Annotated in this window: 22 protein-coding genes and 2 tRNA genes; 13 read left to right on the forward strand and 11 right to left on the reverse strand. The window is 38.2% G+C overall.

Features of this window, described 5'->3' with window-relative positions:
- Positions 1-58 precede the first annotated feature (58 nt).
- Complete coding sequence (locus RGT18_RS11115; protein WP_028078733.1) at positions 59-1,906, forward strand: BglG family transcription antiterminator; 1,848 nt, start codon at positions 59-61, stop codon at positions 1,904-1,906.
- A 275-nt stretch (positions 1,907-2,181) separates the two neighbouring features.
- A complete protein-coding gene (locus RGT18_RS11120) occupies positions 2,182-2,364 on the forward strand; it encodes a hypothetical protein (RefSeq protein ID WP_028078732.1) in 183 nt (60 codons plus the stop codon).
- A gap of 604 nt (positions 2,365-2,968) precedes the next feature.
- Here the strand turns inward: RGT18_RS11120 and RGT18_RS11125 are convergent.
- Positions 2,969-4,243, reverse strand: coding sequence for a helix-turn-helix domain-containing protein (locus RGT18_RS11125; protein WP_338176223.1), 1,275 nt, complete (start codon positions 4,241-4,243; stop codon positions 2,969-2,971).
- Positions 4,244-4,879: 636 nt separating this feature from the next.
- Here RGT18_RS11125 and RGT18_RS11130 point away from each other — a divergent pair.
- The 3 genes from RGT18_RS11130 (at position 4,880) to RGT18_RS11140 (ending at position 6,814) form a co-directional block, all read left to right on the forward strand.
- Positions 4,880-5,167, forward strand: a complete 288-nt coding sequence (locus tag RGT18_RS11130; RefSeq protein WP_338176507.1) for a type II toxin-antitoxin system PemK/MazF family toxin — start codon at positions 4,880-4,882, stop codon at positions 5,165-5,167.
- A 139-nt stretch (positions 5,168-5,306) separates the two neighbouring features.
- Complete coding sequence (locus RGT18_RS11135) at positions 5,307-5,579, forward strand: hypothetical protein (RefSeq protein ID WP_051241073.1); 273 nt, start codon at positions 5,307-5,309, stop codon at positions 5,577-5,579.
- 2 nt (positions 5,580-5,581) lie between these two features.
- On the forward strand, positions 5,582-6,814 hold the full coding sequence (locus tag RGT18_RS11140) for a tyrosine-type recombinase/integrase (RefSeq protein ID WP_081659588.1): 1,233 nt from the start codon (positions 5,582-5,584) through the stop codon (positions 6,812-6,814).
- 17 nt (positions 6,815-6,831) lie between these two features.
- Here the strand turns inward: RGT18_RS11140 and rpsI are convergent, their stop codons facing one another.
- Both rpsI and rplM read right to left on the reverse strand, forming a co-directional pair.
- Positions 6,832-7,233: a 30S ribosomal protein S9 gene (rpsI, locus tag RGT18_RS11145; protein WP_006526831.1), complete on the reverse strand. Its 402-nt coding sequence runs from the start codon at positions 7,231-7,233 to the stop codon at positions 6,832-6,834.
- 15 nt (positions 7,234-7,248) lie between these two features.
- Positions 7,249-7,683, reverse strand: coding sequence for a 50S ribosomal protein L13 (gene rplM / locus RGT18_RS11150; protein ID WP_006526830.1), 435 nt, complete (start codon positions 7,681-7,683; stop codon positions 7,249-7,251).
- 229 nt (positions 7,684-7,912) lie between these two features.
- Between rplM and RGT18_RS11155 the strand changes: the two genes are divergently transcribed.
- From RGT18_RS11155 to RGT18_RS11170, 4 genes are all read left to right on the forward strand, one after another.
- Positions 7,913-9,214 carry an IS30 family transposase gene (locus RGT18_RS11155; RefSeq protein ID WP_338174639.1) on the forward strand — a complete coding sequence of 434 codons (1,302 nt, stop codon included), beginning with the start codon at positions 7,913-7,915 and terminating at the stop codon, positions 9,212-9,214.
- Between the two features lie 333 nt (positions 9,215-9,547).
- A complete protein-coding gene (locus RGT18_RS11160) occupies positions 9,548-10,948 on the forward strand; it encodes an ISNCY family transposase (protein WP_338174896.1) in 1,401 nt (466 codons plus the stop codon).
- Between the two features lie 187 nt (positions 10,949-11,135).
- Positions 11,136-12,440 (forward strand): IS30 family transposase, encoded by a 1,305-nt coding sequence (locus RGT18_RS11165; protein WP_338176228.1) that lies wholly within the window; start codon positions 11,136-11,138, stop codon positions 12,438-12,440.
- A gap of 349 nt (positions 12,441-12,789) precedes the next feature.
- The gene (locus tag RGT18_RS11170) at positions 12,790-13,893 is read left to right on the forward strand and encodes an IS30 family transposase (RefSeq protein WP_338176230.1); all 1,104 of its coding nucleotides are present in this window, start codon (positions 12,790-12,792) and stop codon (positions 13,891-13,893) included.
- Between the two features lie 236 nt (positions 13,894-14,129).
- Here RGT18_RS11170 and truA read toward each other — a convergent pair whose 3' ends face one another.
- The 5 genes from truA to ltrA form a co-directional block, all read right to left on the reverse strand.
- The gene (truA, locus tag RGT18_RS11175; RefSeq protein ID WP_051241072.1) at positions 14,130-15,215 is read right to left on the reverse strand and encodes a tRNA pseudouridine(38-40) synthase TruA; all 1,086 of its coding nucleotides are present in this window, start codon (positions 15,213-15,215) and stop codon (positions 14,130-14,132) included.
- Positions 15,212-16,012, reverse strand: a complete 801-nt coding sequence (locus RGT18_RS11180; RefSeq protein WP_028078873.1) for an energy-coupling factor transporter transmembrane component T family protein — start codon at positions 16,010-16,012, stop codon at positions 15,212-15,214. The genes truA and RGT18_RS11180 overlap by 4 nt, the downstream gene beginning before the upstream one ends.
- The gene (locus tag RGT18_RS11185; protein ID WP_006526827.1) at positions 16,005-16,865 is read right to left on the reverse strand and encodes an energy-coupling factor transporter ATPase; all 861 of its coding nucleotides are present in this window, start codon (positions 16,863-16,865) and stop codon (positions 16,005-16,007) included. The genes RGT18_RS11180 and RGT18_RS11185 overlap by 8 nt, the downstream gene beginning before the upstream one ends.
- Positions 16,841-17,668, reverse strand: coding sequence for an energy-coupling factor transporter ATPase (locus RGT18_RS11190; protein ID WP_006526826.1), 828 nt, complete (start codon positions 17,666-17,668; stop codon positions 16,841-16,843). Before RGT18_RS11190 ends, RGT18_RS11185 begins: the two co-directional genes overlap by 25 nt.
- A gap of 232 nt (positions 17,669-17,900) precedes the next feature.
- Complete coding sequence (gene ltrA / locus RGT18_RS11195; RefSeq protein ID WP_338174865.1) at positions 17,901-19,196, reverse strand: group II intron reverse transcriptase/maturase; 1,296 nt, start codon at positions 19,194-19,196, stop codon at positions 17,901-17,903.
- Positions 19,197-19,656: 460 nt separating this feature from the next.
- Between ltrA and RGT18_RS11200 the strand changes: the two genes are divergently transcribed.
- Positions 19,657-19,875: a hypothetical protein gene (locus RGT18_RS11200; protein WP_338176235.1), complete on the forward strand. Its 219-nt coding sequence runs from the start codon at positions 19,657-19,659 to the stop codon at positions 19,873-19,875.
- Positions 19,876-20,224: 349 nt separating this feature from the next.
- Here the strand turns inward: RGT18_RS11200 and ispD are convergent, their stop codons facing one another.
- Positions 20,225-20,866 (reverse strand): 2-C-methyl-D-erythritol 4-phosphate cytidylyltransferase, encoded by a 642-nt coding sequence (gene ispD / locus RGT18_RS11205; protein WP_028078904.1) that lies wholly within the window; start codon positions 20,864-20,866, stop codon positions 20,225-20,227.
- An 88-nt stretch (positions 20,867-20,954) separates the two neighbouring features.
- Here ispD and RGT18_RS11210 point away from each other — a divergent pair, with 88 nt between their 5' ends.
- Positions 20,955-21,617, forward strand: a complete 663-nt coding sequence (locus RGT18_RS11210) for an HAD family hydrolase (RefSeq protein ID WP_028078905.1) — start codon at positions 20,955-20,957, stop codon at positions 21,615-21,617.
- 58 nt (positions 21,618-21,675) lie between these two features.
- On the opposite strand, the gene RGT18_RS11215 is transcribed toward RGT18_RS11210, so the two are convergent.
- Positions 21,676-22,173, reverse strand: a complete 498-nt coding sequence (locus RGT18_RS11215) for a COG2426 family protein (protein WP_028078906.1) — start codon at positions 22,171-22,173, stop codon at positions 21,676-21,678.
- Between the two features lie 182 nt (positions 22,174-22,355).
- Positions 22,356-23,756: an ISNCY family transposase gene (locus RGT18_RS11220; protein WP_338174896.1), complete on the reverse strand. Its 1,401-nt coding sequence runs from the start codon at positions 23,754-23,756 to the stop codon at positions 22,356-22,358.
- Positions 23,757-23,932: 176 nt separating this feature from the next.
- On the opposite strand from RGT18_RS11220, the gene RGT18_RS11225 reads away from it, so the two are divergent.
- Positions 23,933-24,009 (forward strand) — tRNA-Ile (locus RGT18_RS11225).
- A gap of 31 nt (positions 24,010-24,040) precedes the next feature.
- Positions 24,041-24,113 (forward strand) — tRNA-Ala (locus RGT18_RS11230).
- The last annotated feature ends 13 nt before the right edge of the window (positions 24,114-24,126 follow it).

Below are 24,126 nucleotides of genomic sequence, written 5' to 3' on the forward strand. Positions count from 1 at the left end.
CCACCCTGGAAAAACAGTATTTCAAAAAAAGACTATTCGTATTAATATTATTTTGCATATGTATGATTTAAAAGACAGAGAAAGACAAATCGTATTCTATCTGTATTCAAAGCCAAATACTTCTGCAAATACTATTTCGGCTATTTTTAATGTTTCAGATAAAACTATCAGAAATGATATTAAATCAATCAATAAAATCGTTGGCGTTCCATTAATAGTTTCAACCAATCAGGGCTTTCTTGTGAATGAGCAGTATTATGATCTGATCACTCAGATACCATTGACTTCCAATACCTACAATGAGCAGAATGAAATAATTTATTATCTGCTGTCGGAAGAGAAAAACAATATTTTTGAGCTTGCAGAGAAGATCAATCTGTCTGAAAACACTCTGATACTTCATCTGAACAATCTGAAGGAATTACTGAGCAGATACAATTTATCAATAGAAAGAAAAAACAATGATATTACTATAAATGGGCTAAGTTCCAGGAAAAGACAGATTTATATTGACAAGCTGATTGATGAAGCAGGTACTTCTTTCCAGGACATCAATATTTTCCAGAAATACTTTGACAACGTTGAGATTGAAACAGTAAAGCAGGAAGTGATAAGCATTTTAAATAAATACAATTATGGAATTTCAAAATTCTATTTCAACCACTTTCTACTCAACCTGTGTGTCATTCTGAATTTTGATTTCAATGATAATATCAAGTGCAGCACAATAATCAACAACAACGTCCTGAAGATAGCAAAAGATATCGACAGTACATTGAATACTTCCGATATGCCAAGAATAAATGAAATCTACAGTACTCTGTGTGGCGTACTGAATGTAAATGAAGATGCTCTTGATTCTCTGGAAGATGAAGTCAAACAGATCACAAGCAAGGTTTTCAATGATTTTTCAATAGATATCGACATAACGGATTTCTTGCATATTTTTTCACGTCATATCAACGATATGATCACCCGATGCAAGAACAACAATCCCGTCAATTATGACGGAGGCCTTTCAATAAAGGAATCATGCTTTTTCATATATGATGTCGCTGTAGCAATTGCCAAGGAAATAAGTGAAAAGCATAATATCTTTATCAATGAACAGGAGATTTCCCTGATTGCAATGCACATTGGTTTTTTAATAGAAAACAGCATCGACTCAGAAGTAGAAGAAAACAAAATTAAAATTGGCCTGATTGCCGGTCTCTATATTGACAAGCAGAATCTGATAGACAAGATCAACAAATGCGTCCCTCATCAGACTGATGTAATCGTTATTGATGACCTGAATAATCAGTCAGATCTATCTCTTGATTTTACGATTTCCATTAACTTTTCTGAGGCTTCATCTTCATTGCCGAACTGTCACATTACTCCTCTGTTCACTAGAACTGACAAGTTAAAGCTCATTGATTTTTCAAACAGAATAATGGCGATGAAGAAAAATAATCTTTTCAAGAAGCTCTTCAAGCTGTATTTCAACGAAAAAAACTTTTTCTGTGATACGTGCCTGGACAACAGTGAGGATGTCATTAAATTCCTGACTGCCGAACTTGAACGACAGGATATTGTAAACAGTGAGTTCTGTTCTTCCGTCCTGGTAAGAGAAGCAATTGCTTCAACAAATATCGGAAATATGTATGCAATTCCACATGCCATGGAATTCACTGCCAACAGGACTTCCATGAGTATCTATATCAATCCAAAAGGCATCAGATGGAATGATTCCGAAGTCAAAATCGTATTTCTCAGTGCAATCAACAAAAAGAATATAAAGAACCTGCGACTGATCTATGACTTCATCATTGATACTGTAAGTGATCAGAAAAAATATTCAAAGCTGATACAGTGTAAATCCATAAGTCAGTTTGAAGAAGCCTTGTTTGAATTTGTATTTTGAAAAACCATTTTGTTTATTACATCCATTGAAAGCAAAAAGATATGATTTATGAACTATAATCCTTGTTTATTGATCATATCTTTTTTGTTTGATTTATTATTTAAGAATAAACCTTATTTTATCCATTTCTACATTTATTTCATTCAAAATTGTTAAGTACATTTTTGCAAATACTGTCTTTTTTTATTTTTCCTGCGTTTTATGAAAAAATTCACTCTTTCCATCGGCTATTAAGTGAAGGATTTTTCTTCATATAGAGAAAGGGTGAAAACAAAATGGCTAAAGCATATAATCACGCAGCAGAAGAGCTCAAATTCAAAAAGAAAAGAGACGCAGAAAACGAAACATGTCGTAATAATGGCATGAAAGAAGTGGCAATTCATGAAAAAGATAAGTATGATCGAAAAGATTTCAACTCTGCACGCAGAAATGCAGAAAATTCAACAATTCTTTCATAAGACTTTAACTTTGAAAATATACCTGCGCCAACAAAAAGTCCTCTTACAAATGTTAAAAATATTGATGCGTTCACGGATGCACTTACGCAGACTATATCTCCATTAGAAACAGCTTGAGAAGCATATCAAAATCGAGTAAGAATGCTAGTCTTTTATATTCATCTGGGATTTTCAGAATCAGAAGCAGCTAAAAAAATCGGAATATCTCCATCAACTGCTTCGAAAGATTTAAAAGCCTATATACTGCCTATCTATGGGCAAAAAACAAACAGATGAAGGTAATTGATAAATTTTCTTACTTTTTTTCTATTGCTCAAGTGAAAAGATAAATTCCACTTCTAAAGAATAAACAATAAAGTGGAAGTAAGTCATTCAGAAATAGTACTATCAAGGATTGATAATCTAAGATAGTACTATTTTTAAGTTGAAAATGATTTTATTTTAGTTAGAATGAAGATGAAGTTACAGAAAAATGTGCGTATGAAAGGTAGGCAGAATCTACTGTTCAAAAAATTTGTAAGAGTTGATTCTACTTCGTTGTTTGGTGAAAGTTATATGCCGATCCTTCGTGTGTAATTGATTTTGAAACTTCTTGGTTATCTTCTTACTTTAGAAGATATGGTTTTAGAATTACTTCGTCTGGTGGGATTTCGGTAATTCCAAAATCATAGAGTTTCTTGGCCATTTCTTCGTTGTAGAAATGGAGCAGCTGTATGGACGATCTTCCGTGCAGCTTTTCTTTTGGATATGAATTAATATGGATACTGATGAGATTTGCCTTTTCTTGTGATGTAAGTCCCAATGCATGGAGATCACATCCCTTTGGGCATATCTCTCTTACCAATAGGTGTAGGTTCTCTAGACTACCTTTCTGCCAAGAGGCCATCGAATCACAGTAGAACATACGTGTCCTGCGAGTTCCATCTTCACGTATCTCCGCTTCTTCAGCTAGGACGAATTCACTTCCTCTGTCGGTTAATATGACCTCGGCTTCTTTTTCGAACATTTCTTTTCCTAATATCTTTTCCAATAATAGGATCCCATCCAACATATGTAAGGAGTCCTTTACGGTTTGATAGATACATATCAACAGGTCATACTCTCTGAATTTGAAGGTCTGTAGGAAAGGTCCGTTGGACACGTCGTTGTATACCGTATCCATCTCTACGACCTTGGCATTTGGATTCTTTTCCATGTATATCAAGAAGTCGGAGTACTTTCTTCCTGTCAGGTATCGATTGTCTTTACGTGGCTTGTATGTATTGCGCTTTTGTTTGGACATCTTTCGTCTTACGACACGTTTCAAATCGATGGCACCGATCGATACACCCACATCTTGGAAGACACCATTTTCGATATAGTTATATATCGTCTTTTCGGATAGTTTGATCTCTTTGTGGCTTTGAAGAATAGAGTAGATGGACTGACCTTTCTTAATCAATGGTAATAAGAGTTCACCGAGCTGCTTGATATCATTTACTGTCGCATTGACACCTTGTCGTGAAGATGTAAGTGTCATCTGGTAGTCGTGCTGTGCATCGAGGGCAGAGTATCGATATTTGTCATAGCGACAAGAGCGATAGTTTCCACATCCATTACAAGCTCCTGGTGACTTGTCCCTGCGAGTACATTTGAAAGGGACATAATCGATACAATCCAGAGTACAATGGCGTTCATGTTTACAGCGTTTGTAGTTAGCACACTCTAGAGGCAGATTACATTTGTATGCAAGGAAGCGATGTAGTTTGATTTCCTTTCCTATGGTTGATTTGTCTTTACCAAGGGTAGTAGCGATAGCTTGTCTGGTAGAACCATTTTCGATACCAGTTTCAATGATCTGTCTATCTGAATAAGACATGTGTGAATTCTTCGTTAACATAATGTTTTCCTCCTAAAACACGAAGAATCGGCACTTATATTGAACTAGAAGTGTAAGAGTAAATTCAACTAGAGCTTGGTGAATAACTAAATTCAACTTTCGTACCTTAGAAGTGGAATTTAACTTTTCACTTGAGGCTTTTTTTCTATTTCATGAAAAAATCGGCTCTTCTCATCGGCTATATAAGTGAAGAGCGATATATTCATACTCTTCCAGATCTTTGAAAACAACATAACAACTGGCAGATACCAAACTTATATATTCGAGCTGGATCACTGAAGCGCCATGATGTAGTTTCCTACGAGCGAGATACTTCAGACTGATCAGCAGTGATTGCTGACTGTGCGATGATGGTATATAAGATAATGATACTTCCTCGATGGGCTCACGCGTAAGATGGGTTGGTGAAACTCCAATGAAAGATATCCTGCAATTATCTTGTCTGACAGTCATTCCCTGTTTCCGGGTAATCAGGCGATAAATAGGAAACACGATAAATATTTTTTCAACCGGATGGTTCATACTATCCGGTTTTACATAAGGAGGAACTTGTGAAAGTAAAACGTGGTGAAATCTACCTTGCAGATTTATCAGACGGAACTGGAAGCGAACAAAAAAGTTCGACCGGTTCTTATCATACAAAATAATCTTGGAAATAAATACAGTCCAACAACAATCGTTGCCTGTTTATCTTCCAAGACAGCTACAAAAGCAAACATACCTACGCATTACCACTTACCAGAGATTGATGGTTTACGCTATAGGTCTATGGTTTTATGTGAACAAATACGTGTTATAGACAAAAATCGTCTCATGTGTAAACTTGCTAGACTATCTAAGTCAGATATGTATGCAATCAATGTAAGACTACGCATCAGTCTGGATATGTCCAGAAGTAAAAAAGGCATAAAAGTCACTCCCTAGACTTTTATATATTGAACATGGCAGCAACCTTGATATCCCCTATGGTTGCTGCTTTTTATGTTTTGCAGGTGCAAATCTCAAATTTGAACCTGAGAAACTTTTTTCTCATTTCACTATGATTTGAAAGGAGGTGAAAACTATGGAAAGAGAACGCTTAAAGCCTGTTTACACAAACGCTCCAAAATTCACTGGCAGAAATGTAAAAATCACAGAAATCGCTAAAGCTGTCGGCAAATCGGACATGTTCTTACGCGAAGGCCTGAAACGTGGCATATTCCATTTTGGTTATATCATTCAGAAAGGTCCTGGTAAAAACTATTCATTCTACTGCCCTGACAAGCTTGTCTGGGAAGAACTTGGATATTTTAACGAACATCCAAAAGATTTGGATGATATTGGAGAGTTGGATTAATTATGGCTGGATTACCTAAAGGTTACGGTAGTGTTGTCAAGATGAAAGGCAAACGTATTAAACCATATATGATCCGTGTGCCAGATGGAACGTATTTCAACGAAGAAACAGAAAAATGCTATGTACAATACAAGGTCATAGGCTACGCAAAGACAAAAGCAGAAGGCATCAGTATGCTTGAAAGATACCACGAAGCACCATTCGATGTGGATAACGAGATGACTTTTGCAGATATCTTTAAGAAAATGTTTGATGAAACTTTAGAAGACAAATCACATTCTACACATATTGCTTACGCAGCTGCCTTTAAAGCAGTACCTGTTCTTCATAATATGAAGTTCAAGGATATCAAAGTGATCCATCTTCAGAAAGCGATAGATAAATCCGGGAAAAACTATCCAACGATGAAGAAGATCAAGGTGATGTATAACGTCATGTATAAGTATGGAATGAAATATGATATCTGCCCAAGAGATTTATCATCTTACGTAGATATTATCCAGTACCACAAAAGAAATCCTAAAAAAGAAGATCGAAATCCATTTACGATTGAACAAATCAATACTTTCTGGTCTTTATCAGAGGATATGTGGTATGACGTAATTCTGATTCTTATCTATACCGGTGTACGTATCGGAGAACTCCTCGAGTTAAAAAAGGAAGACATTCATCTGGATGAACAATGGTTCCAGGTTACACAAAGCAAAACCGAGAGCAGAATTCGAAGAGTACCTATTGCAGACAGTATCCTGCCATTCTTTCAGAAATGGTACGACTACTCGAAAGCAGATACTCTTCTCTGCACTCCGGATATGGAACCGTTCAAGTACAGAAACTATTACGACAGTTACTGGAAACCGTTAATTGAAAATCTCAATCTGAGGTACTACACCCCACATTGCACAAGACACACATGTATTTCACTCCTGACAGAAGCAAGAGTCGATCAAACAAGTATCAAAAAGATTGTCGGTCATGCAGGAGCGATGACACTGACAGAAAGAGTTTATACACACCTGGATATTGGTGTACTGATTGCTGCAGTCAATCAGATGTATGTTCCTTCTGAATACAGACAGGTGCTAAAAAATAGAACGGAAAAGACTACCACAGTTCTCCACCACAGAATTGGTGAGAATTTGCTACATGTTTTGCTACATGTTTTGCTACAACTTGTAGCAAATCCCCCTTCAGCAAGGTACAAAAAAAGCCCCAAAATATGGGACTTTTCCTGATTTCCAAACTGAATAAATTAACGCTTGGAGAACTGTGGAGCGCGACGTGCGCCCTTCAAACCGTACTTCTTTCTTTCCTTCTCACGGGAATCACGTGTTAGGAAACCAGCCTTCTTTAGTGCTGGTCTGTAATCAGCAGAAGCTTCGAGAAGAGCTCTTGCAATACCATGACGCATTGCACCAGCTTGGCCAGTATATCCGCCACCTGCTACATTGATCTTAATATCGAACTGTTCCTTAGTTTCTGTAAGTACTAATGGTGAGTTTACTACCATACGTAATGTTGCTTGTGGTAGATATTCTTCTAAAGTACGACCATTAACTGTTACAACACCTGTACCCGGAGTCATGAAGACACGAGCAACGGACTGCTTACGGCGTCCTGTTCCAACATAAGTTACTTTCTTCTTAGTTGCCATCTTGTCTTATCCTCCTTACTTTACCTTCAGCTCAACAGGCTTCTGAGCTGCATGTGGGTGTTCGGCACCCGTGTAAACAAATACATGCTTACGTTGTACATCACCCAATTTGTTATGTGGTAACATACCCTTGATAGCTTTTTCAACCCATTCAACAGTGTAGTTTTCACGCATAACCTTTGTACTCCTTGTACGAAGTCCTCCTGGATACATAGAATGACTATAGTAGAACTTCTTTGCATCCTGGTCACCACTGATCTTAATCTTGTCTGCATTGATTACGATTACATAATCTCCACAGTCAACGTGTGGTGTGTAGGCAGGCTTGTGCTTGCCTCTTAATAATGTTGCTACCTGAGTAGCTAGACGTCCTAATGTGCAGTCTGTTCCATCAACGATATACCACTGACGAACAACTTCACTTGGCTTTAACATAGTTGTCTGACGCATTTTTACTTTCCTCCATATGTAGTTTCCGGGGCTACATTGGCATGAAGTGCCATTTATCATTTTAGCCGCTGATACCTCACAAGTCAATTAGATTATTTCGATTCTGTTAAGTTCCCCTCAATTATTTTTAAAAGTTCCTCTTTGCACTATTTTCTTAGTGAAAGTTCCCTTTTATGATAATGGCACAAGGGATATGTGCCAGGAAAGTGGAGAAAAGGAGGAATATTTTATGACTAGCACATACAAACAGCTTTCTTTTGACGAACGACTCATTATTCAAAATCTGTTGTCTGATCCTAACATCACGCTCAAGATGATTGCCCTTACTCTTAACAGGAGTCCCAAGGCCATTCGCTATGAGATAACACACCATCTTAGAATTGTCGTCCGTGCCAATACTCATAATAAGTGTGGTAGACAAAATCAATGTAATCGCACAAGGTTATGTACTCACTGTCTACAAGGTCGTTGTAAGTTCTGTAAACATGATAACTGCAATGATCTATGTTCCGATTTCATCTCTTCACCAATATGCAAACATACATCTCGTTTCCCCTATGTCTGCAACAATTGCCCAGATGCCAAAACCTGCAAGTTGCCAAAGGTATTCTATATGGCCGATGTTGCCCAAAAACAGAGGGATGACAATGTCAGTAGTTGGAAGGAAGGACCAAAGAAATCAGAAGCACAAATGAAGATGATTGTCGATGCCTTTGAGAAAGGCGTCAAACAGAACCTTTCACCAGACATCATCATACACAACAATCAGTTGGACATATCAGTATCTACCGCATATCGTTATATTCATTTTCGTCATATGGGCGCCATCATCAATGTAGACCTCAAGCGTCAGGTCAAATATAAAACACGCTCTTCCAGCAAACATGTCGTGATACCAATCAACTATGATTGGCTTGAAGGCAGAAGATATGAAGACTATCTCGAACGTATCGAGAATGAAGATGTTTCCATCAATATATGGCAAATGGATACAATACTCGGCAAGCAAGGCGATGAAGAGAAATGTGTCCTTTCACTCCTGCATACAAGATCGAATCTACAGTTATATTTTCTGTTAAAGGAAAAAAGCATGTTGGCTGTCCAGCGTGCATTCGAAATCATCAAGGATGTACTGGGACCTGAACTATTTTCTATGACCTTTCCAATCATTCTTACTGACAATGGCTCTGAGTTCCACGATCCTCTAAGTCTAGAGACCGATGCATATACAGGAGAAAAACTAATATCCATCTACTACTGCAAGGCCGGAAGAAGTGATCAGAAAGGTAAATGTGAGAAGAACCATGAACACTTTAGAGAATGTGTTCCAAAGGGAAAGAGTATGAATGCATTGACCCAGAAGGACATCAACTATGTGTCTGACATGGTAAACAATTATCCTCGTAGATCCTTAAACTACAATTCACCTATCGATATCGCCGCTCTATCACTAAACAAAAAGGTGTTAAGTCTTAACAAGTTGACTCACCTCAACATCAAACAAGTTAAGCTTACACCTATCATCCACTAGCCGATTTGGCACATATCCCTAACCTACAAAAAGGAACTTTCGATGAGAAAAAATTTAAACCATCATTGAAAGCCGAGCTTTCGTATGCCCAAATCGCCTGTCTATACATATTCAATATCACAAAATATCTTATAAGTACACTATTACAGTAAAATGTTTCTTCTCTTTAGCCCTAAAAATGGGGAACTTTCGTTGAAAAGGAACTTTCGTTGAAAATTGAGCCTGTTAAGTTCCTCTGAATCGAAGTTGATATTGTCTTAATGAACCGAAAGGGAAAATGCCCCATTTATAGAAAGGAATTGTTATGATTCATTCCATTAGATTGGATTGAATATGAAAAAGATTATATTAACCCCTATGGAAGAAAACAAATACAACATTATTAAAGAACTGGTTGATCATTCTGGCAATAAACGCCGTGCGGCATTAAAACTAAATTGTTCTATTCGTACTATCAACCGCCTGATTACACGTTATAAGTCTGAAGGCAAATCCTCATTTTCACATGGTAATCGTGGACGATTACCATCAAACACATTCTCACTGGAAACGAAAAACAAAATCATTGAACTCTATCTTAACGAGTATCTTGATGCCAACATCACTCATTTCAGTGAAATCGTCCAGATGGACCTCGGCATCTCCATCAGTGACACCACTATTAGAAACTGGTTATCAGAACACGATGTCTTGTCCCCAAAGGCCCATCGAAAAACCAAGAAACAATTAAAGGAACGTTTGACAAAACGATTAGACCAAACAACATCTACAAAGGCCAGAAACGCAATCAATGAACAAATCGAATCAATTGAAGATGATACGCCTCATTCACGAAGATCTAGATCCAAATATATGGGAGAGATGATTCAAATGGACGCTTCAAGCTACGAATGGATTCCTGGCGAGATATGGCATCTACACCTAGCTGTAGATGATGCGACCGGTACTGCTGTTGGAGCCCACTTTGATATACAGGAGACCCTACGTGGCTATTACAACGTTTTCCATCAGATACTAGTCGACTATGGCATACCCGCTCTATTCTATACGGATAAACGAACCGTATTTGAATACAGAAAGAAAACCAAGGCCTTCGACGACGAGGATACCTTCACACAGTTCTCCTACGCCTGCCATAACCTTGGTGTCGAAATCAAAACAACGAGCATCGCACAAGCCAAAGGACGCATCGAACGTCTCAACCAGACTTTCCAATCACGTTTGCCAGTTGAACTTAGACGTGCTCGTATTACTTGTATGGCGGACGCGAATAAGTTCCTAAAATCCTACCTAAAGGAATTCAATGCAAGGTTCGCCCTACACTTGAATAGTACCAATTCTGTATTTGAAGTACAACCAGATATAGAAACAATCAATCAAACATTGGCAATCATTTCATCGAGAATAGTCGATCAAGGCAACTGTATCAAGTTCAAAAACAAGTATTGGATGGCCTATGACAAGGAACACAATAGAATTCCACTAAGACCTAAGATGGAGGTATTGGTTATTGAATCATTTGATCAAAAGATCTTTGTCAATGCGATGGATACACTATACATCTTAGAAGAAGTACAAGTGTTTGAAGAAAATTCGGGTGAGTTCGATAATATCATTGAAACTCCTGAGAAAAAGAAAGTATATATTCCGCCGATATCTCACCCTTGGAGGAAGTATTCATATCAATTATTTACAAAAAAGCAGAACTATTATAGCTCCGCTAATGTTCGTTAATTTTTAAGACATTTTCATTTTTGGTTGACATTAGATTATTTCGATTCTGTTAAGTTCCTCAAGTGAAAAGTTAAACCTCAATTATTTTTGAAAGTTCCTCTTTTGATTTTATTATTGGTGAAGGTTCCCTTTTTTAATATGATGTCTTTAGAGATGGTGCTGGCAGTTCAAGAAAGGAGGCAATCATATGGTTGCCAGCGGTTATAAACATCTATCTTTAGAAGAACGTAAATCTATAGAAGTTCTATTGAATCATTCCGACATCACCCTCAAACAGATAGCACTCTCTATCAATCATTCATCGAAATGCGTACGTGAAGGAATCAGAGCACACAGGGTCGTACGTGTCCACTCGAATAAGACGAACAAATGTGGACGGCAAGATTCTTGTAAGAAACATCGCTTATGCACATATTGCATAAGCGGTGATTGTAAGTCTTGTAAGCACAAGGACTGCAACGAGCTATGTGATGACTTCGTCTCATATCCCGTTTGCGAGAGAATAGAGCGATTCCCTTATGTCTGTTCAGGTTGTCCTGACATACATAAATGTCATCTTCCCAAGTACTTCTACATCGCACGAATAGCACAGGATAAATATACGCAAGACAAATTAGAATGGAGGTCCGGACCTCGCAAGAGCGAAGCAGAAATGAAATCTATCGTGGAGGCATTTCAAAATAATATTCCTAAAAAGCAATCCATCGATACGATTATCCATACTAACGACCTGAATATATCCGCCTCTACTGCATATAGATACATTCGTGAGCACCAGATTCCCGGGATTTCAAACATCGACCTAAAACGTCAGGTACGCTACACGCAACGCAGTTCTTCAAGGCATCATCCTATATCGATTGACTACGATTTCCTCGAAGGACGCAAATACGAGGACTTCCTAGCAGCCCTAGAAACAGCAGGACCGGATGTAAACGTATGGGAAATGGATACGATCATCGGGAAGAAAGGGAGCGATGAGAAGTGTGTACTGAGCCTGTTACACAGACGTTCCAATCTTCAATTATATTTTCTCTTACGACACAAGAATATGTTTGAGGTAACGTATCTATTTGATACTATCAAAAGTTTCTTAGGCATCGACTTATTCAAAGATACGTTCACTATCATACTCACCGATAATGGCACTGAGTTCCATGATCCACTATCGCTTGAGACAGACCCTGAAACGGGAGAAAAACTCATCAGTATCTATTTCGCAAGGCCTAGACGTTCTGATGACAAAGGCAAATGTGAAAAGAACCATGAGCACTTCAGAGAGAAGATTCCAAAAGGATGCAGTATGAACAGCCTTACAAAATACGACATCAATTTCGTATCAAATCAGGTAAATAATTATGTACGCAGGAAGTTAAATTACCAATCACCCTACAGCATTGCCAAACTAGTACTAAACGAAAAGGTATTAGAACTAAACCGCCTTCATCCCATTTCACCCAAGGCAGTTGATCTAACACCTATCCTCCATTAGCATCAGACCCTAACAGCACCATCTCTTTATATTCAAAGGGAGCTTTCAAGAGAAATTCAAAAAAATTTCATTTGAAAGTATACTTTTCGTGCGGTCAAAATGCCCAATATCTATTTAGATTATAGCTTAAAAACGCATCAATTCAAAACCCACAGAAGGAAAAGCCCCCAATTAAAGGGAACTTTCGTTAAAAGGGAGCTTTCACTGAAAATTGAGCGTGAAAAGTTAAATTCCACTTCTAAGGTATGAAAGTTGAATTTAATCATTCACCAAATTCTAGTTGAATTGACTCTTACACTTCTAGCTCAATATAAGTGCCTATCCTTCGTGTTTTTAGGAGGAAAACATTATGTTAACGAAGAATTCGCATATGTCTTATTCAGATAGACAGATCATCGAAACTGGTATCGAAAATGGTTCTACCAAACAAGCTATCACTCCTACCTGCAGCCGTATCATGAAGGCCCCTTGGGTATGCAATGGCTGTCCTCGTTTCTCTGCATGCAAAAAGAGAAAGTATCGCTACATCCCTGCACAGGCACATAGTGCTTATGAATCTACTCTTCATCTGTCTAGAGAGAAGATCCGTACTGGGGAAAAAGGTCTTAGATTTCTCGATAATCTCGTCACACCTTTGATTCATGACCAAAGGCAAACTGTCGCTCACGTATTCTCCACTCATGGTGAACAGATGGGAATATCCCGTTCTACTTTTTACCGCTATGTCAATGACAATAAACTCACCACCCGCAATATAGATCTTCCCAAGCGAGTTCGCTATCCGCTCTCCAAAAAGAATATCAAACGTGGCGATAACACAATGATAGACAATCAATCGTGCCGTGTGGGACGCGATTATACTGCCTTTCAGGAATTCATTGCCCAACATCCGAAAGCTAATATCGCTGAGATGGATTCCGTCATCGGTAAGAAAGGTGTCGGCGAAAAGGTACTTCTAACCCTACTATTACGTAAGAGTAAATTTATGTTTGCCTTCCTAAGGAATAGAAATACACAAGCTTCTGTAACAGAAGTATTCGACTACATCCAAAGGAAAATCGGCTTTGCAAGGTTCGCTACTATGTTCCGTGTAGTGCTTACGGACAACGGTCCTGAATTCAAGGACCCCATTTCCTTGGAACATGGTACACGCAACGTACAGCGCTGTCGTATATTTTATTGTGATTCCCGTGCTTCCCAACAAAAGGGGCGTATTGAAAAGAATCATGAATATATTCGAAAATATCTGCCCCAAGGAACTTCCTTTAACGACCTTACACAAGAAAAGGTAAATCTAATGATGAGCCATATCAATTCCGTCAAGCGTGACTCATTGGATGGTCGTTCACCATTTGAATGTCTCACTAGAGCAGAACTCAAAACAATAAAAAAGCTTGGATTAACACCAATCGATCCAGATGAAGTCAATCTAAGCCTAGACCTAATTCAATAGGTCCCCGAAGTCCAACGGATACTCGACTTACACAAACTGAACTGTTGCGTTTAGTTGACACCTAAACCCTTCAGTTGTTTTCATTGCGCCCAAAAAGCAAGTATCCCTACATAGAAGATACCATATTACCATTAAAAAGAGTCATTATAGATTAAAAAATCATCTGATAATGACTACATTAGTTCATTATCTGTTGCCTTTGCTTATCGTGTTGCATTTACTTTGAAACTTAAGCATTATTTCGATTCTTCGACTGAATTTGATACAATTCTTCCACTTTTTGTATAAATGAGAATTGGCTTAAAGTTTGCTTGCTTGCGTAAGCGTTCTTCAAGTTGTGGAAGTAGAATATTTGCTAGTGGGATTCCACGTTCTTCTTCAAGAATATGAATGCTAGCTTCCCCTTGATTAATTTCATAATATCCCAATAATTCTTGGCTGTGTCTTGTTGTCATTGCATAGAACTGATGACTAGCATTTTCTTTGATAGCTTGTTCTAAAGCAGGTAGTTCTTGGCTTGTACAAGAGATATTATCTCCCACTAAAAACTCTCGAACCATTCCTGTTTCATGTAGTGCTAATGTTTTAAAGTAATCAACATACTCCAATGTCAGTCCTTCTGCTGGACTATTTTTATGCGGGAAGCTTTTACGCTTTGCCTCTAGAATCTCTTGGATATGTGATGGTTCATACTTACGCTTCCCAATTTCAATTAGCACAGAAGCCATCATGCGAACCATATAACGTAAGAAACCCTTTCCTACAAAGGCTAATGTAATGACACCCTCCTCTTCCGTTAATGTAATGGAGCGAACTGTTCTTACTTGATCCGGATATTCTTCTAGTGAACTGGAATTTAAGGATGTAAAATCATGTGTTCCTACAAGGTAAGGTATACCTTCCTTCATCTTTTCTACATCTAGATGAATTGGACATTGGAAGGCTGTATCCTTTGTAAATACGTTGTATGGTCCATTATTGATGCGATAGTTATACTGCTTAAAGCGTACATTATATCTTGCGTGGAAACAATCATCCTCTTCTTCTACCGACATGATATGAATATCATTTGGAAGGAAAGCATTAATTGCGCCCATCCACTTACGTGCTGGCATCTCACGTTTTGTATCAAACATGAATACCTGTACTTTTGCATTTACTCCTGCATCCGTTCTACCAGATCCAATCACATTGACCTTTTCTTGTGTAATACGCTCAATCACTGCCTCTAGGATTTCCTGAATAGAATCACCCTTACGCTGTGATTGCCAACCAGAGTAGTTTCTGCCGACGTAAGATACGACACATTTATAGCGCATCATAATAAAATCGCCAATCCAATCATCACAATTAGAGTTGTAAAGGCACCAAGTAATAAGAAGTAATCACGCCTTCCCATCTTTAAGACTTTATAACGTGTACGCTTTTCTCCTGGCGCATAGCCTCTAGCCTCCATGGCATTCGCAAGATCTTCTGCACGCTGTAAAGCAGATACAAATAGTGGAACAATCAGAGAAAGGATCGCCATGACTCTCTCCATGAGTTTTCCTTCCTTCATATCGACACCACGTGATTGTTGTGCCTTCATAATACGTTGTGTTTCCTCAATTAGGTCTGGAATAAAACGTAGTGCAATACTAATTAGCATCGCAATTTCATGTGCAGGCACATGGAATTTCTTCAAAGGCATTAACAAATCTTCAATCCCTAATGTCATATCTAAAGGTTTGGTTGTGGCAGTCAGACAGGTTGTAATCATAATCATCAACATCAGTCGAATCGCAATATAGAGTGTTTGAAATACTGCTCCACTATAGATGACAAAGCTACCAAGCGTTAATAATGGTTCTCCTGTCTTCATCACAAATGCATTGATGATTAGCAAGAAGAATAACATCATTAACATTGGCTTCATCGATTTCCAAATAAAGCCAAAGCTCAGCTTTGAAATTAAGATTGTGCTAGCAGCCACGATAAAGATAACTCCATAACCAATCCAGCCCGCTGGAATAAACACCGCAATTAACATCACCAACATCGCAATGATCTTCGCGCGTGGATCCATCTTATGGATTGGTGAATCTAACGGCAGATAACGTCCAAGTGTAAAATTACCCATGTTTCTTCACCTGCCTTACAATCTCTTTCGCAAGCGAAGGAATATCATTGATTTCATCCGAAATTTCAAATCCATTCTTGCGTAAGCTATCTTTCATCTGAATAAATGCTGGCGGTAAAATATTCATACTGCGACAAAGCTCAGGGTTATCAAAGAACTTCTTCGTACTATCATGAAAGCGAATCTTTCCATCTTCCACTACAACTACTTCATCACAATACTTATATACCTGTTCCATATCATGCGATACAATCAGCACTGTCTTATTGTATTTACGGTTTAATGCATAGAACAGCTCCATCATCTGTATTGTACCGATTGGATCAAGTCCTGCTGTTGGCTCATCCAAGACAATGACCTTTGGATCCATTGCTAAGATACCCGCAATTGCTGTTCTTCTCTTCTGTCCTCCAGATAATTCCAGCGGACTCTTTTCATAGTTTTCTACACCAAGACCAACTAACTTGAGTGCATCTTTTGCCTTCTTGATGGCTTCCTCTTCCGTACATCCAAAGTTCTTTGGACCAAACGCAACATCCTTCAACACAGTTTCTTCAAACAACTGATATTCAGGAAACTGGAATACAAGACCTACATCCCCACGCAAAGATTTGAGCTTCTTTGGTGTCTCCTTTGCGCTAATCGTACGATCAAGAATATGAATCGTTCCTTCGGTTGGTAACAGTAATGCATTCAAATGTTGAATCAGTGTGCTCTTGCCAGACCCCGTCTGGCCAATAATCGCTGTAATTTTATTTTCTGTAATATTAAGGTTGATATCCTGTAAGGCATCATATTGATAAGGTGTCCCGGTGCTATAGACATGTTTTACATGCTCGAATGTAATTGGCATAATTCTTCCACCAGTCCTTCCTGTGTAATATGCGATGAAACATGCAGACCACATGCCTGCAATTCCTCACTCAACTTTAAGCTAAATGGAACATCAAGCTTCATTTTCTTTAATTTCTCTGGATCCTGAAAGACTTCCTTTGGTGTTCCTGTGATTGCCACATGACCACCATCCATTGCAATGACATAATCACTCTTGGCAACTTCATCAATGTCATGTGTGATAGAAAGAATCGTCAATTTACTTTCACCATGTAGTTCAGTAATTACACGTTTGATTTCATCCTTCCCCTGTGGGTCTAACATGGATGTTGCTTCATCAAAGATGAGAATCTTTGGTTTCATCGCAAGAACACCCGCAATCGCAACACGCTGTTTCTGACCACCGCTTAATCGTGTAGGTTCTTGATTCAGATACTTCGTCATACCGACTAGAGCTGCGTTTTCTTCGATGATATGATCCATATCTTCTTGAGGAACACAATGGTTTTCAAGTCCAAAAGCGATATCATCTCTCACCGTGGAACCAATAAACTGGTTATCCGGGTTCTGGAAAACAATACCGATATCGGAACGAATTTTGTTTAAGTTTTCTACATTTAATTCCATACCGTCCACCATGATAGAACCGGAAGCCTTCTCTAATAGACCCGCAATCAACTTTGCGATTGTGGATTTTCCACTACCATTATGTCCGATAATTGTTGTATAGGTTCCTTCCTCAATCGAGAAGGAAACTTCATCAATTGTCTTCGCACTTTCATCATATGCAAAACTGAGATTTTTTACTTCAATAATCCCCATGTGCTTTTATCTCCTGTACTTCTTACACAGCTTTTGTATCCTTACAAAGCGTGCATATTATATCATTCTTTTTCACTTACACTCAAACTACAGACCTAAATCTCGTTCATTTCTATGAATTTCTTGTAAATAGAGTAGAGTGAGAATATCTTATCCAGATATTCCTCGACCCTCTCATTGCACCGTACATACGGGTCTCGTATACGGCGCTACATTTGTATTGTTTCTACCTTTACTTAGATTGATAATATTCTAGTGGATTGATTAATCCCGGTCTGTCTTTGCTTTTCATCGATAGTACCTTTGGACTCAATAAGAATTTTATTGTGTTTCCATTTGCCTGTCGATATAGACCTAGTCTAGTATTGGCTGTACTGTAGATTCTTTCATCAGAGATATTGACCTTGAGTATCCGATTTAGACTTTGTAGGTTGGTATAGATACGTTTTGGTTTCTTCCATTGTTTTAGAATTATCACACGTATCTTGTGTCGCAACCATTCTCCAAATTCTTTTAAGAAGGTCTTCATCGAGCCAATCCTGAAGTAGTTTATCCATCCTCTCACGATTTGGTTTACTTGGGTGAATACAGTCGATAAAGGAAGTGCACTTGCCTTTTTACGGCATAGCACTTCTTTTATTTTCTTACATAGTTTTTGTTTCCTATCGTATGTAGGCATACTTTTCCATCCATCTTTGTTTTTCCAGAACGTGAAGCCAAGAAACGAACTATTGCTAGGTCTTACTACTTTTGTTTTTGTCATGTTGACCTTTAGAAATAGTTTTCTTTCTAGCCAACTTGATACAGACTTCATGACTCTGTTGGCTGACATCTCACTCTTCACGAGGATATTACAGTCATCTGCGTATCTTACGAATCTTAGCCCTCTGCTTTCCAGTTCCTTATCAAACCTATCTAGGTAGATATTGGATAATATTGGACTGAGCGGACCTCCTTGTGGAACTCCTTCTTCATTTCTGTGGATGATTCCATCTTCCATGATTCCAGCCCTCAAAAAGGACCTTACGAGATGTAGCGTTACATCATCTTTTACTTTCTCTCTAAGTATGGATATCAACTTATCATGATTCACTGTGTCAAAGTACTTTTCAATATCTAGGTCTATTACCCATTCACACCCTTCGTTTAGGTAGAAGAGTACTTCCTCCATCGCTTGGTGGGCACTTCTGTTTGGTCTGAATCCGTAACTATGCTCACTAAAGCACTCGTCATAGAGTTCACTAAACACTTGTGCCACTGCTTGTTGGATTACTCTATCCACTACAACGGGTATCCCCAATGGTCTTTTCTTTCCATTTGGTTTTGGGATATAGACTCTTTTTACTGCCCGAGGTCTGTATTTCTTTTCCCATATCGAAGTTTTGATTTCTTCTATATGTTTACTGAAGTATTCGTCAATTTCTTCCACAGACATCTTGTCAATGCCCGATGCACCTTTATTACTCTTGACTCTTTTCATCGCCTCTTGTAAGTTCTTTTGACTTAGAATCTTGTCCATTAATTCCATGGCTGCTCCTCCTTCTATTGCACAAATAATGAAATTCTCTTCTTGCCTTTTCACCATCCATAGTTACGTTCTATGGTTCTAGGTGATATCTCAATTCCAGAGTATTCATTTTCTTACATATAGTGATTTGCACTATACAAACATTAACCCCTTCAGTATTGGTGTATACCTACTATGGGCTCAGCTGACTTCTTGTGATAGACCTTTTCCGACCGATGGTACTATAGTTGTTTGAAAACGTCTAGGATTCATCGTCCACAAGACCTCACAGGGTAAGTCACATACCTTTCTCTCTTCTTTCACAAGTTCCTGATTTACTGTTTTGGTTTTACGTTTACCTTTTGGGCTTCGATTTGTAGAGCAATCTCACCCTCCATTTAGCCTTATATCAGATTTCTGTTCGTAACCTCGAAAGAATCGCTACACCACTTCCTTCACCCAAAGCCTCACGGCTTACGGCTTGTGGTTCGCTACGCTTGGCGGTAACTACCTACGACTGGACTTTCACCAGTTAGGTTTGCGACATGCCCGTCACACTCCAAAAGAAAAGCTGCACGGAAGATCATCCATACAGCTGCTCCATTTCTACAACGAAGAAATGGCCAAGAAACTCTATGATTTTGGAATTACCGAAATCCCACCAGACGAAGTAATTCTAAAACCATATCTTCTAAAGTAAGAAGATAACCAAGAAGTTTCAAAATCAATTACACACGAAGAATCGGCATATAACTTTCACCAAACAACGAAGTAGAATCAACTCTTACAAATTTTTTGAACAGTAGATTCTGCCTACCTTTCATGCGCTCATTTTTCTGTTACTTCACCTTCATTCTAACTAAAATAAAATCATTTTCAACTTAAAAATAGTACCATCTTGGATTATCAATCCTTGCCAGTACTATTTCTGAATGACTTACTTCCACTTTATTGTTTATTCTTTAGAAGTGGAATTTAACTTTTCACTTGAGCCTATTTCTTTTATTATTTTGACAAATATAAAAAATTGGATATTTTTTTTCAATTTTTTATTTCATATCTTCTGGTGTTGTGATTTTATAGTTCGAGTATTTCCCTTCAACTACTGCCACTTTTACATCAGAATACTTCTCCACTAAGGAAGTATCATCCGTACCAATAAAGTGATCTTTTTTTGCTTTATGCATGCATGTGAGTAATAAATCCGTTTCAAATGCCTGCGGAGTTTGTGCACACTGTAAAGTACTACGTTCATATGTCTCTACAACATATCCATTCTGAACATGCTTTACAGTATCCTTGCATGGAACACATAGTAAAGCTGCTTTCTCTGTTTCCATTGTCTTTTTAATTTTTTCTAATGATTCTTGATCTAAGAAAGGTCTAGCACCATCATGGACCAAAACAACATCCGCTAGCACTGCACGCAATCCATTATAAACACTATCCTGTCGTGTCTCTCCACCACTAGCAAATACAATCCTACCGTCTTTTCTTCCGTGCACTTTTTCAAAGTGTTCTGCACAATCTGTTACCAGAACAATTTGTACACAATCACTATCATTTAAAAACACAGAAAGCGTTTTATCCAAAATAGTTGTACCATCTGATAGTTTTGCGTAAACCTTATTATATCCAAGATTCATTCTTGTTCCACTACCTGCCGCAACGATTAGAGCACTGTATTGCATAACTATCTCCCTCTTTTTTCATATATTAAAACACAATCAAGTGTCATACGCATCAATAAAATGTATAATAATCAAAAAAGGAGATGCCATGCGCTATAACGGAATTATTTTTGACTTTAACGGCACACTATTCTTTGATACAGACATCCATATTCAGGCTTGGGATACTATCGCAATGAAAGTCATAGGAAAACACATGACAAAGGAAACACTTGTCCAAAAATACTGGGGTCTAGCCAATGTTGATTTAATTCAACAAATGACTAATAACACACTTTCCAAAGAAGAATGCAAGCGTTTATCTGCCGAAAAAGAAGCGCTGTATCGTAAGTATGTAAAAAATGATCCTAGCGCGACATTAGCACCAGGTGTCATTGAATTCTTTCACTACCTTAAACAGCACAACATTCCATTTACAATTGCCTCTGCATCCATCAAAGAGAACATCGACTTCTATGTATCTGAGTTCCACTTAGACCAATGGATTGATCCAGATACAATTGTCTATGATGATGGTACATATAAGAATAAATATGAGATGTATATAGAAGCTATGAGACGTCTTCATATAAAGAATCCTGTCATCGTCTTCGAAGATTCAATCAATGGCGTCCTAGCCGCAAAGGAAGCTAACGCAAAAGTAATTGCTATCTCCAGCGATTCTTTAGAAGCACACGATCTTCCATTCTTATCTGCTACAATCAAAGACTTCCAAGGTATTGTTGAACTACTTGAAACTTTACCCGAGTAATTTCATCAGTATACATAAAGAAAAAGACCTCAAAATGAAGTGAACCCAAAATGAGATCTTATCCAAACACTGCACCTAATAATCCATAGGATACTAATGTCATAATCACTGCAGCCATCGCAACTCCAATCAAAATTGATAGAGTTGCTTTTTTTAAGTCCATTTCAAATAAAGCCGCAATCAAACACCCTGTCCAAGCACCTGTGCCAGGTAATGGAATGCCTACAAACAGTGCCAAGCCCCAGAAACCATATTTATCAATTTTTGGTTTATTCTTAATGGCTTTCTGTTCCAACCACTCCGCAACCTTTGATAAATGATGTGTAGATAACCAATGAATTAATTCCTTAATACCAAATAAAATAAATGGTATTGGTAAAATATTTCCAATTACACACACAAATACTGCCTCCCACATAGGGACTCCTAGCATCTTTGCAAGTAGTAACCCACCGCGTTCTTCAATAAGTGGTAATAAGCTAACTAAAAAGATTGATAATTTAGGTGATAAGAACTTTCCAATAGTTCCTGCCCACCAGATAATAAAACCTTCCATGCAAAACCTCCGCATATCCTTGCTAACTTTACCATAGACGACTATTCATCGCAATTACACTAAGAGAAAGTCAGCTAAAATCGGCAAAAATCAACCTGCGCTCTCTGTTTCTGAGGTTTCCAAATTATTTTCCGAAAAATTACAAAAATGTGTGTCAACCAAAAATGAAAATGTCTTAAAAATTAACGAACATTAGCGGAGCTATAATAGTTCTGCTTTTTTGTAAATAATTGATATGAATACTTCCTCCAAGGGTGAGATATCGGCGGAATATATACTTTCTTTTTCTCAGGAGTTTCAATGATATTATCGAACTCACCCGAATTTTCTTCAAACACTTGTACTTCTTCTAAGATGTATAGTGTATCCATCGCATTGACAAAGATCTTTTGATCAAATGATTCAATAACCAATACCTCCATCTTAGGTCTTAGTGGAATTCTATTGTGTTCCTTGTCATAGGCCATCCAATACTTGTTTTTGAACTTGATACAGTTGCCTTGATCGACTATTCTCGATGAAATGATTGCCAATGTTTGATTGATTGTTTCTATATCTGGTTGTACTTCAAATACAGAATTGGTACTATTCAAGTGTAGGGCGAACCTTGCATTGAATTCCTTTAGGTAGGATTTTAGGAACTTATTCGCGTCCGCCATACAAGTAATACGAGCACGTCTAAGTTCAACTGGCAAACGTGATTGGAAAGTCTGGTTGAGACGTTCGATGCGTCCTTTGGCTTGTGCGATGCTCGTTGTTTTGATTTCGACACCAAGGTTATGGCAGGCGTAGGAGAACTGTGTGAAGGTATCCTCGTCGTCGAAGGCCTTGGTTTTCTTTCTGTATTCAAATACGGTTCGTTTATCCGTATAGAATAGAGCGGGTATGCCATAGTCGACTAGTATCTGATGGAAAACGTTGTAATAGCCACGTAGGGTCTCCTGTATATCAAAGTGGGCTCCAACAGCAGTACCGGTCGCATCATCTACAGCTAGGTGTAGATGCCATATCTCGCCAGGAATCCATTCGTAGCTTGAAGCGTCCATTTGAATCATCTCTCCCATATATTTGGATCTAGATCTTCGTGAATGAGGCGTATCATCTTCAATTGATTCGATTTGTTCATTGATTGCGTTTCTGGCCTTTGTAGATGTTGTTTGGTCTAATCGTTTTGTCAAACGTTCCTTTAATTGTTTCTTGGTTTTTCGATGGGCCTTTGGGGACAAGACATCGTGTTCTGATAACCAGTTTCTAATAGTGGTGTCACTGATGGAGATGCCGAGGTCCATCTGGACGATTTCACTGAAATGAGTGATGTTGGCATCAAGATACTCGTTAAGATAGAGTTCAATGATTTTGTTTTTCGTTTCCAGTGAGAATGTGTTTGATGGTAATCGTCCACGATTACCATGTGAAAATGAGGATTTGCCTTCAGACTTATAACGTGTAATCAGGCGGTTGATAGTACGAATAGAACAATTTAGTTTTAATGCCGCACGGCGTTTATTGCCAGAATGATCAACCAGTTCTTTAATAATGTTGTATTTGTTTTCTTCCATAGGGGTTAATATAATCTTTTTCATATTCAATCCAATCTAATGGAATGAATCATAACAATTCCTTTCTATAAATGGGGCATTTTCCCTTTCGGTTCATTAAGACAATATCAACTTCGATTCAGAAATTTGAAAAAAAGAAATTAAAAAGTGTTGACGATGAAAAGTCACCATGCTACTATATTAAAGCATTCGATGAAGTTGGGCCTGTAGCTCAGGTGGCTAGAGCGCACCCCTGATAAGGGTGAGGTCGCTGGTTCAAGTCCATTCAGGCCCACCATTTTCGGTAAACTCATCGAATTGATATACATGGGGTTATAGCTCAGCTGGGAGAGCACCTGCTTTGCAAGCAGGGGGTCAGGAGTTCGATCCTCCTTAGCTCCACTTATTTACAAGA

It is taken from the genome of Solobacterium moorei, assembly GCF_036323475.1.
GTDB classification, from domain to species: Bacteria; Bacillota_I; Bacilli_A; order Erysipelotrichales; family Erysipelotrichaceae; genus Bulleidia; species Bulleidia moorei.

Bases quoted from the DNA above. Each gene is read 5' to 3' on its own strand.
- RGT18_RS11115 (WP_028078733.1), top strand. From the start codon at position 59: ATGTATGATTTAAAAGACAGAGAAAGACAAATCGTATTCTATCTGTAT.
- RGT18_RS11170 (WP_338176230.1), top strand. From the start codon at position 12,790: ATGTTAACGAAGAATTCGCATATGTCTTATTCAGATAGACAGATCATC.
- RGT18_RS11135 (WP_051241073.1), top strand. From the start codon at position 5,307: ATGGAAAGAGAACGCTTAAAGCCTGTTTACACAAACGCTCCAAAATTC.
- ltrA (WP_338174865.1), bottom strand. From the start codon at position 19,196: ATGGAATTAATGGACAAGATTCTAAGTCAAAAGAACTTACAAGAGGCG.
- RGT18_RS11140 (WP_081659588.1), top strand. From the start codon at position 5,582: ATGGCTGGATTACCTAAAGGTTACGGTAGTGTTGTCAAGATGAAAGGC.
- RGT18_RS11210 (WP_028078905.1), top strand. From the start codon at position 20,955: ATGCGCTATAACGGAATTATTTTTGACTTTAACGGCACACTATTCTTT.
- RGT18_RS11180 (WP_028078873.1), bottom strand. From the start codon at position 16,012: ATGGGTAATTTTACACTTGGACGTTATCTGCCGTTAGATTCACCAATC.
- RGT18_RS11160 (WP_338174896.1), top strand. From the start codon at position 9,548: ATGAAAAAGATTATATTAACCCCTATGGAAGAAAACAAATACAACATT.
- RGT18_RS11155 (WP_338174639.1), top strand. From the start codon at position 7,913: ATGACTAGCACATACAAACAGCTTTCTTTTGACGAACGACTCATTATT.
- rpsI (WP_006526831.1), bottom strand. From the start codon at position 7,233: ATGGCAACTAAGAAGAAAGTAACTTATGTTGGAACAGGACGCCGTAAG.
- RGT18_RS11220 (WP_338174896.1), bottom strand. From the start codon at position 23,756: ATGAAAAAGATTATATTAACCCCTATGGAAGAAAACAAATACAACATT.
- RGT18_RS11215 (WP_028078906.1), bottom strand. From the start codon at position 22,173: ATGGAAGGTTTTATTATCTGGTGGGCAGGAACTATTGGAAAGTTCTTA.
- RGT18_RS11165 (WP_338176228.1), top strand. From the start codon at position 11,136: ATGGTTGCCAGCGGTTATAAACATCTATCTTTAGAAGAACGTAAATCT.
- RGT18_RS11125 (WP_338176223.1), bottom strand. From the start codon at position 4,243: ATGTTAACGAAGAATTCACACATGTCTTATTCAGATAGACAGATCATT.
- rplM (WP_006526830.1), bottom strand. From the start codon at position 7,683: ATGCGTCAGACAACTATGTTAAAGCCAAGTGAAGTTGTTCGTCAGTGG.
- ispD (WP_028078904.1), bottom strand. From the start codon at position 20,866: ATGCAATACAGTGCTCTAATCGTTGCGGCAGGTAGTGGAACAAGAATG.
- truA (WP_051241072.1), bottom strand. From the start codon at position 15,215: ATGATGCGCTATAAATGTGTCGTATCTTACGTCGGCAGAAACTACTCT.
- RGT18_RS11185 (WP_006526827.1), bottom strand. From the start codon at position 16,865: ATGCCAATTACATTCGAGCATGTAAAACATGTCTATAGCACCGGGACA.
- RGT18_RS11120 (WP_028078732.1), top strand. From the start codon at position 2,182: ATGGCTAAAGCATATAATCACGCAGCAGAAGAGCTCAAATTCAAAAAG.
- RGT18_RS11190 (WP_006526826.1), bottom strand. From the start codon at position 17,668: ATGGGGATTATTGAAGTAAAAAATCTCAGTTTTGCATATGATGAAAGT.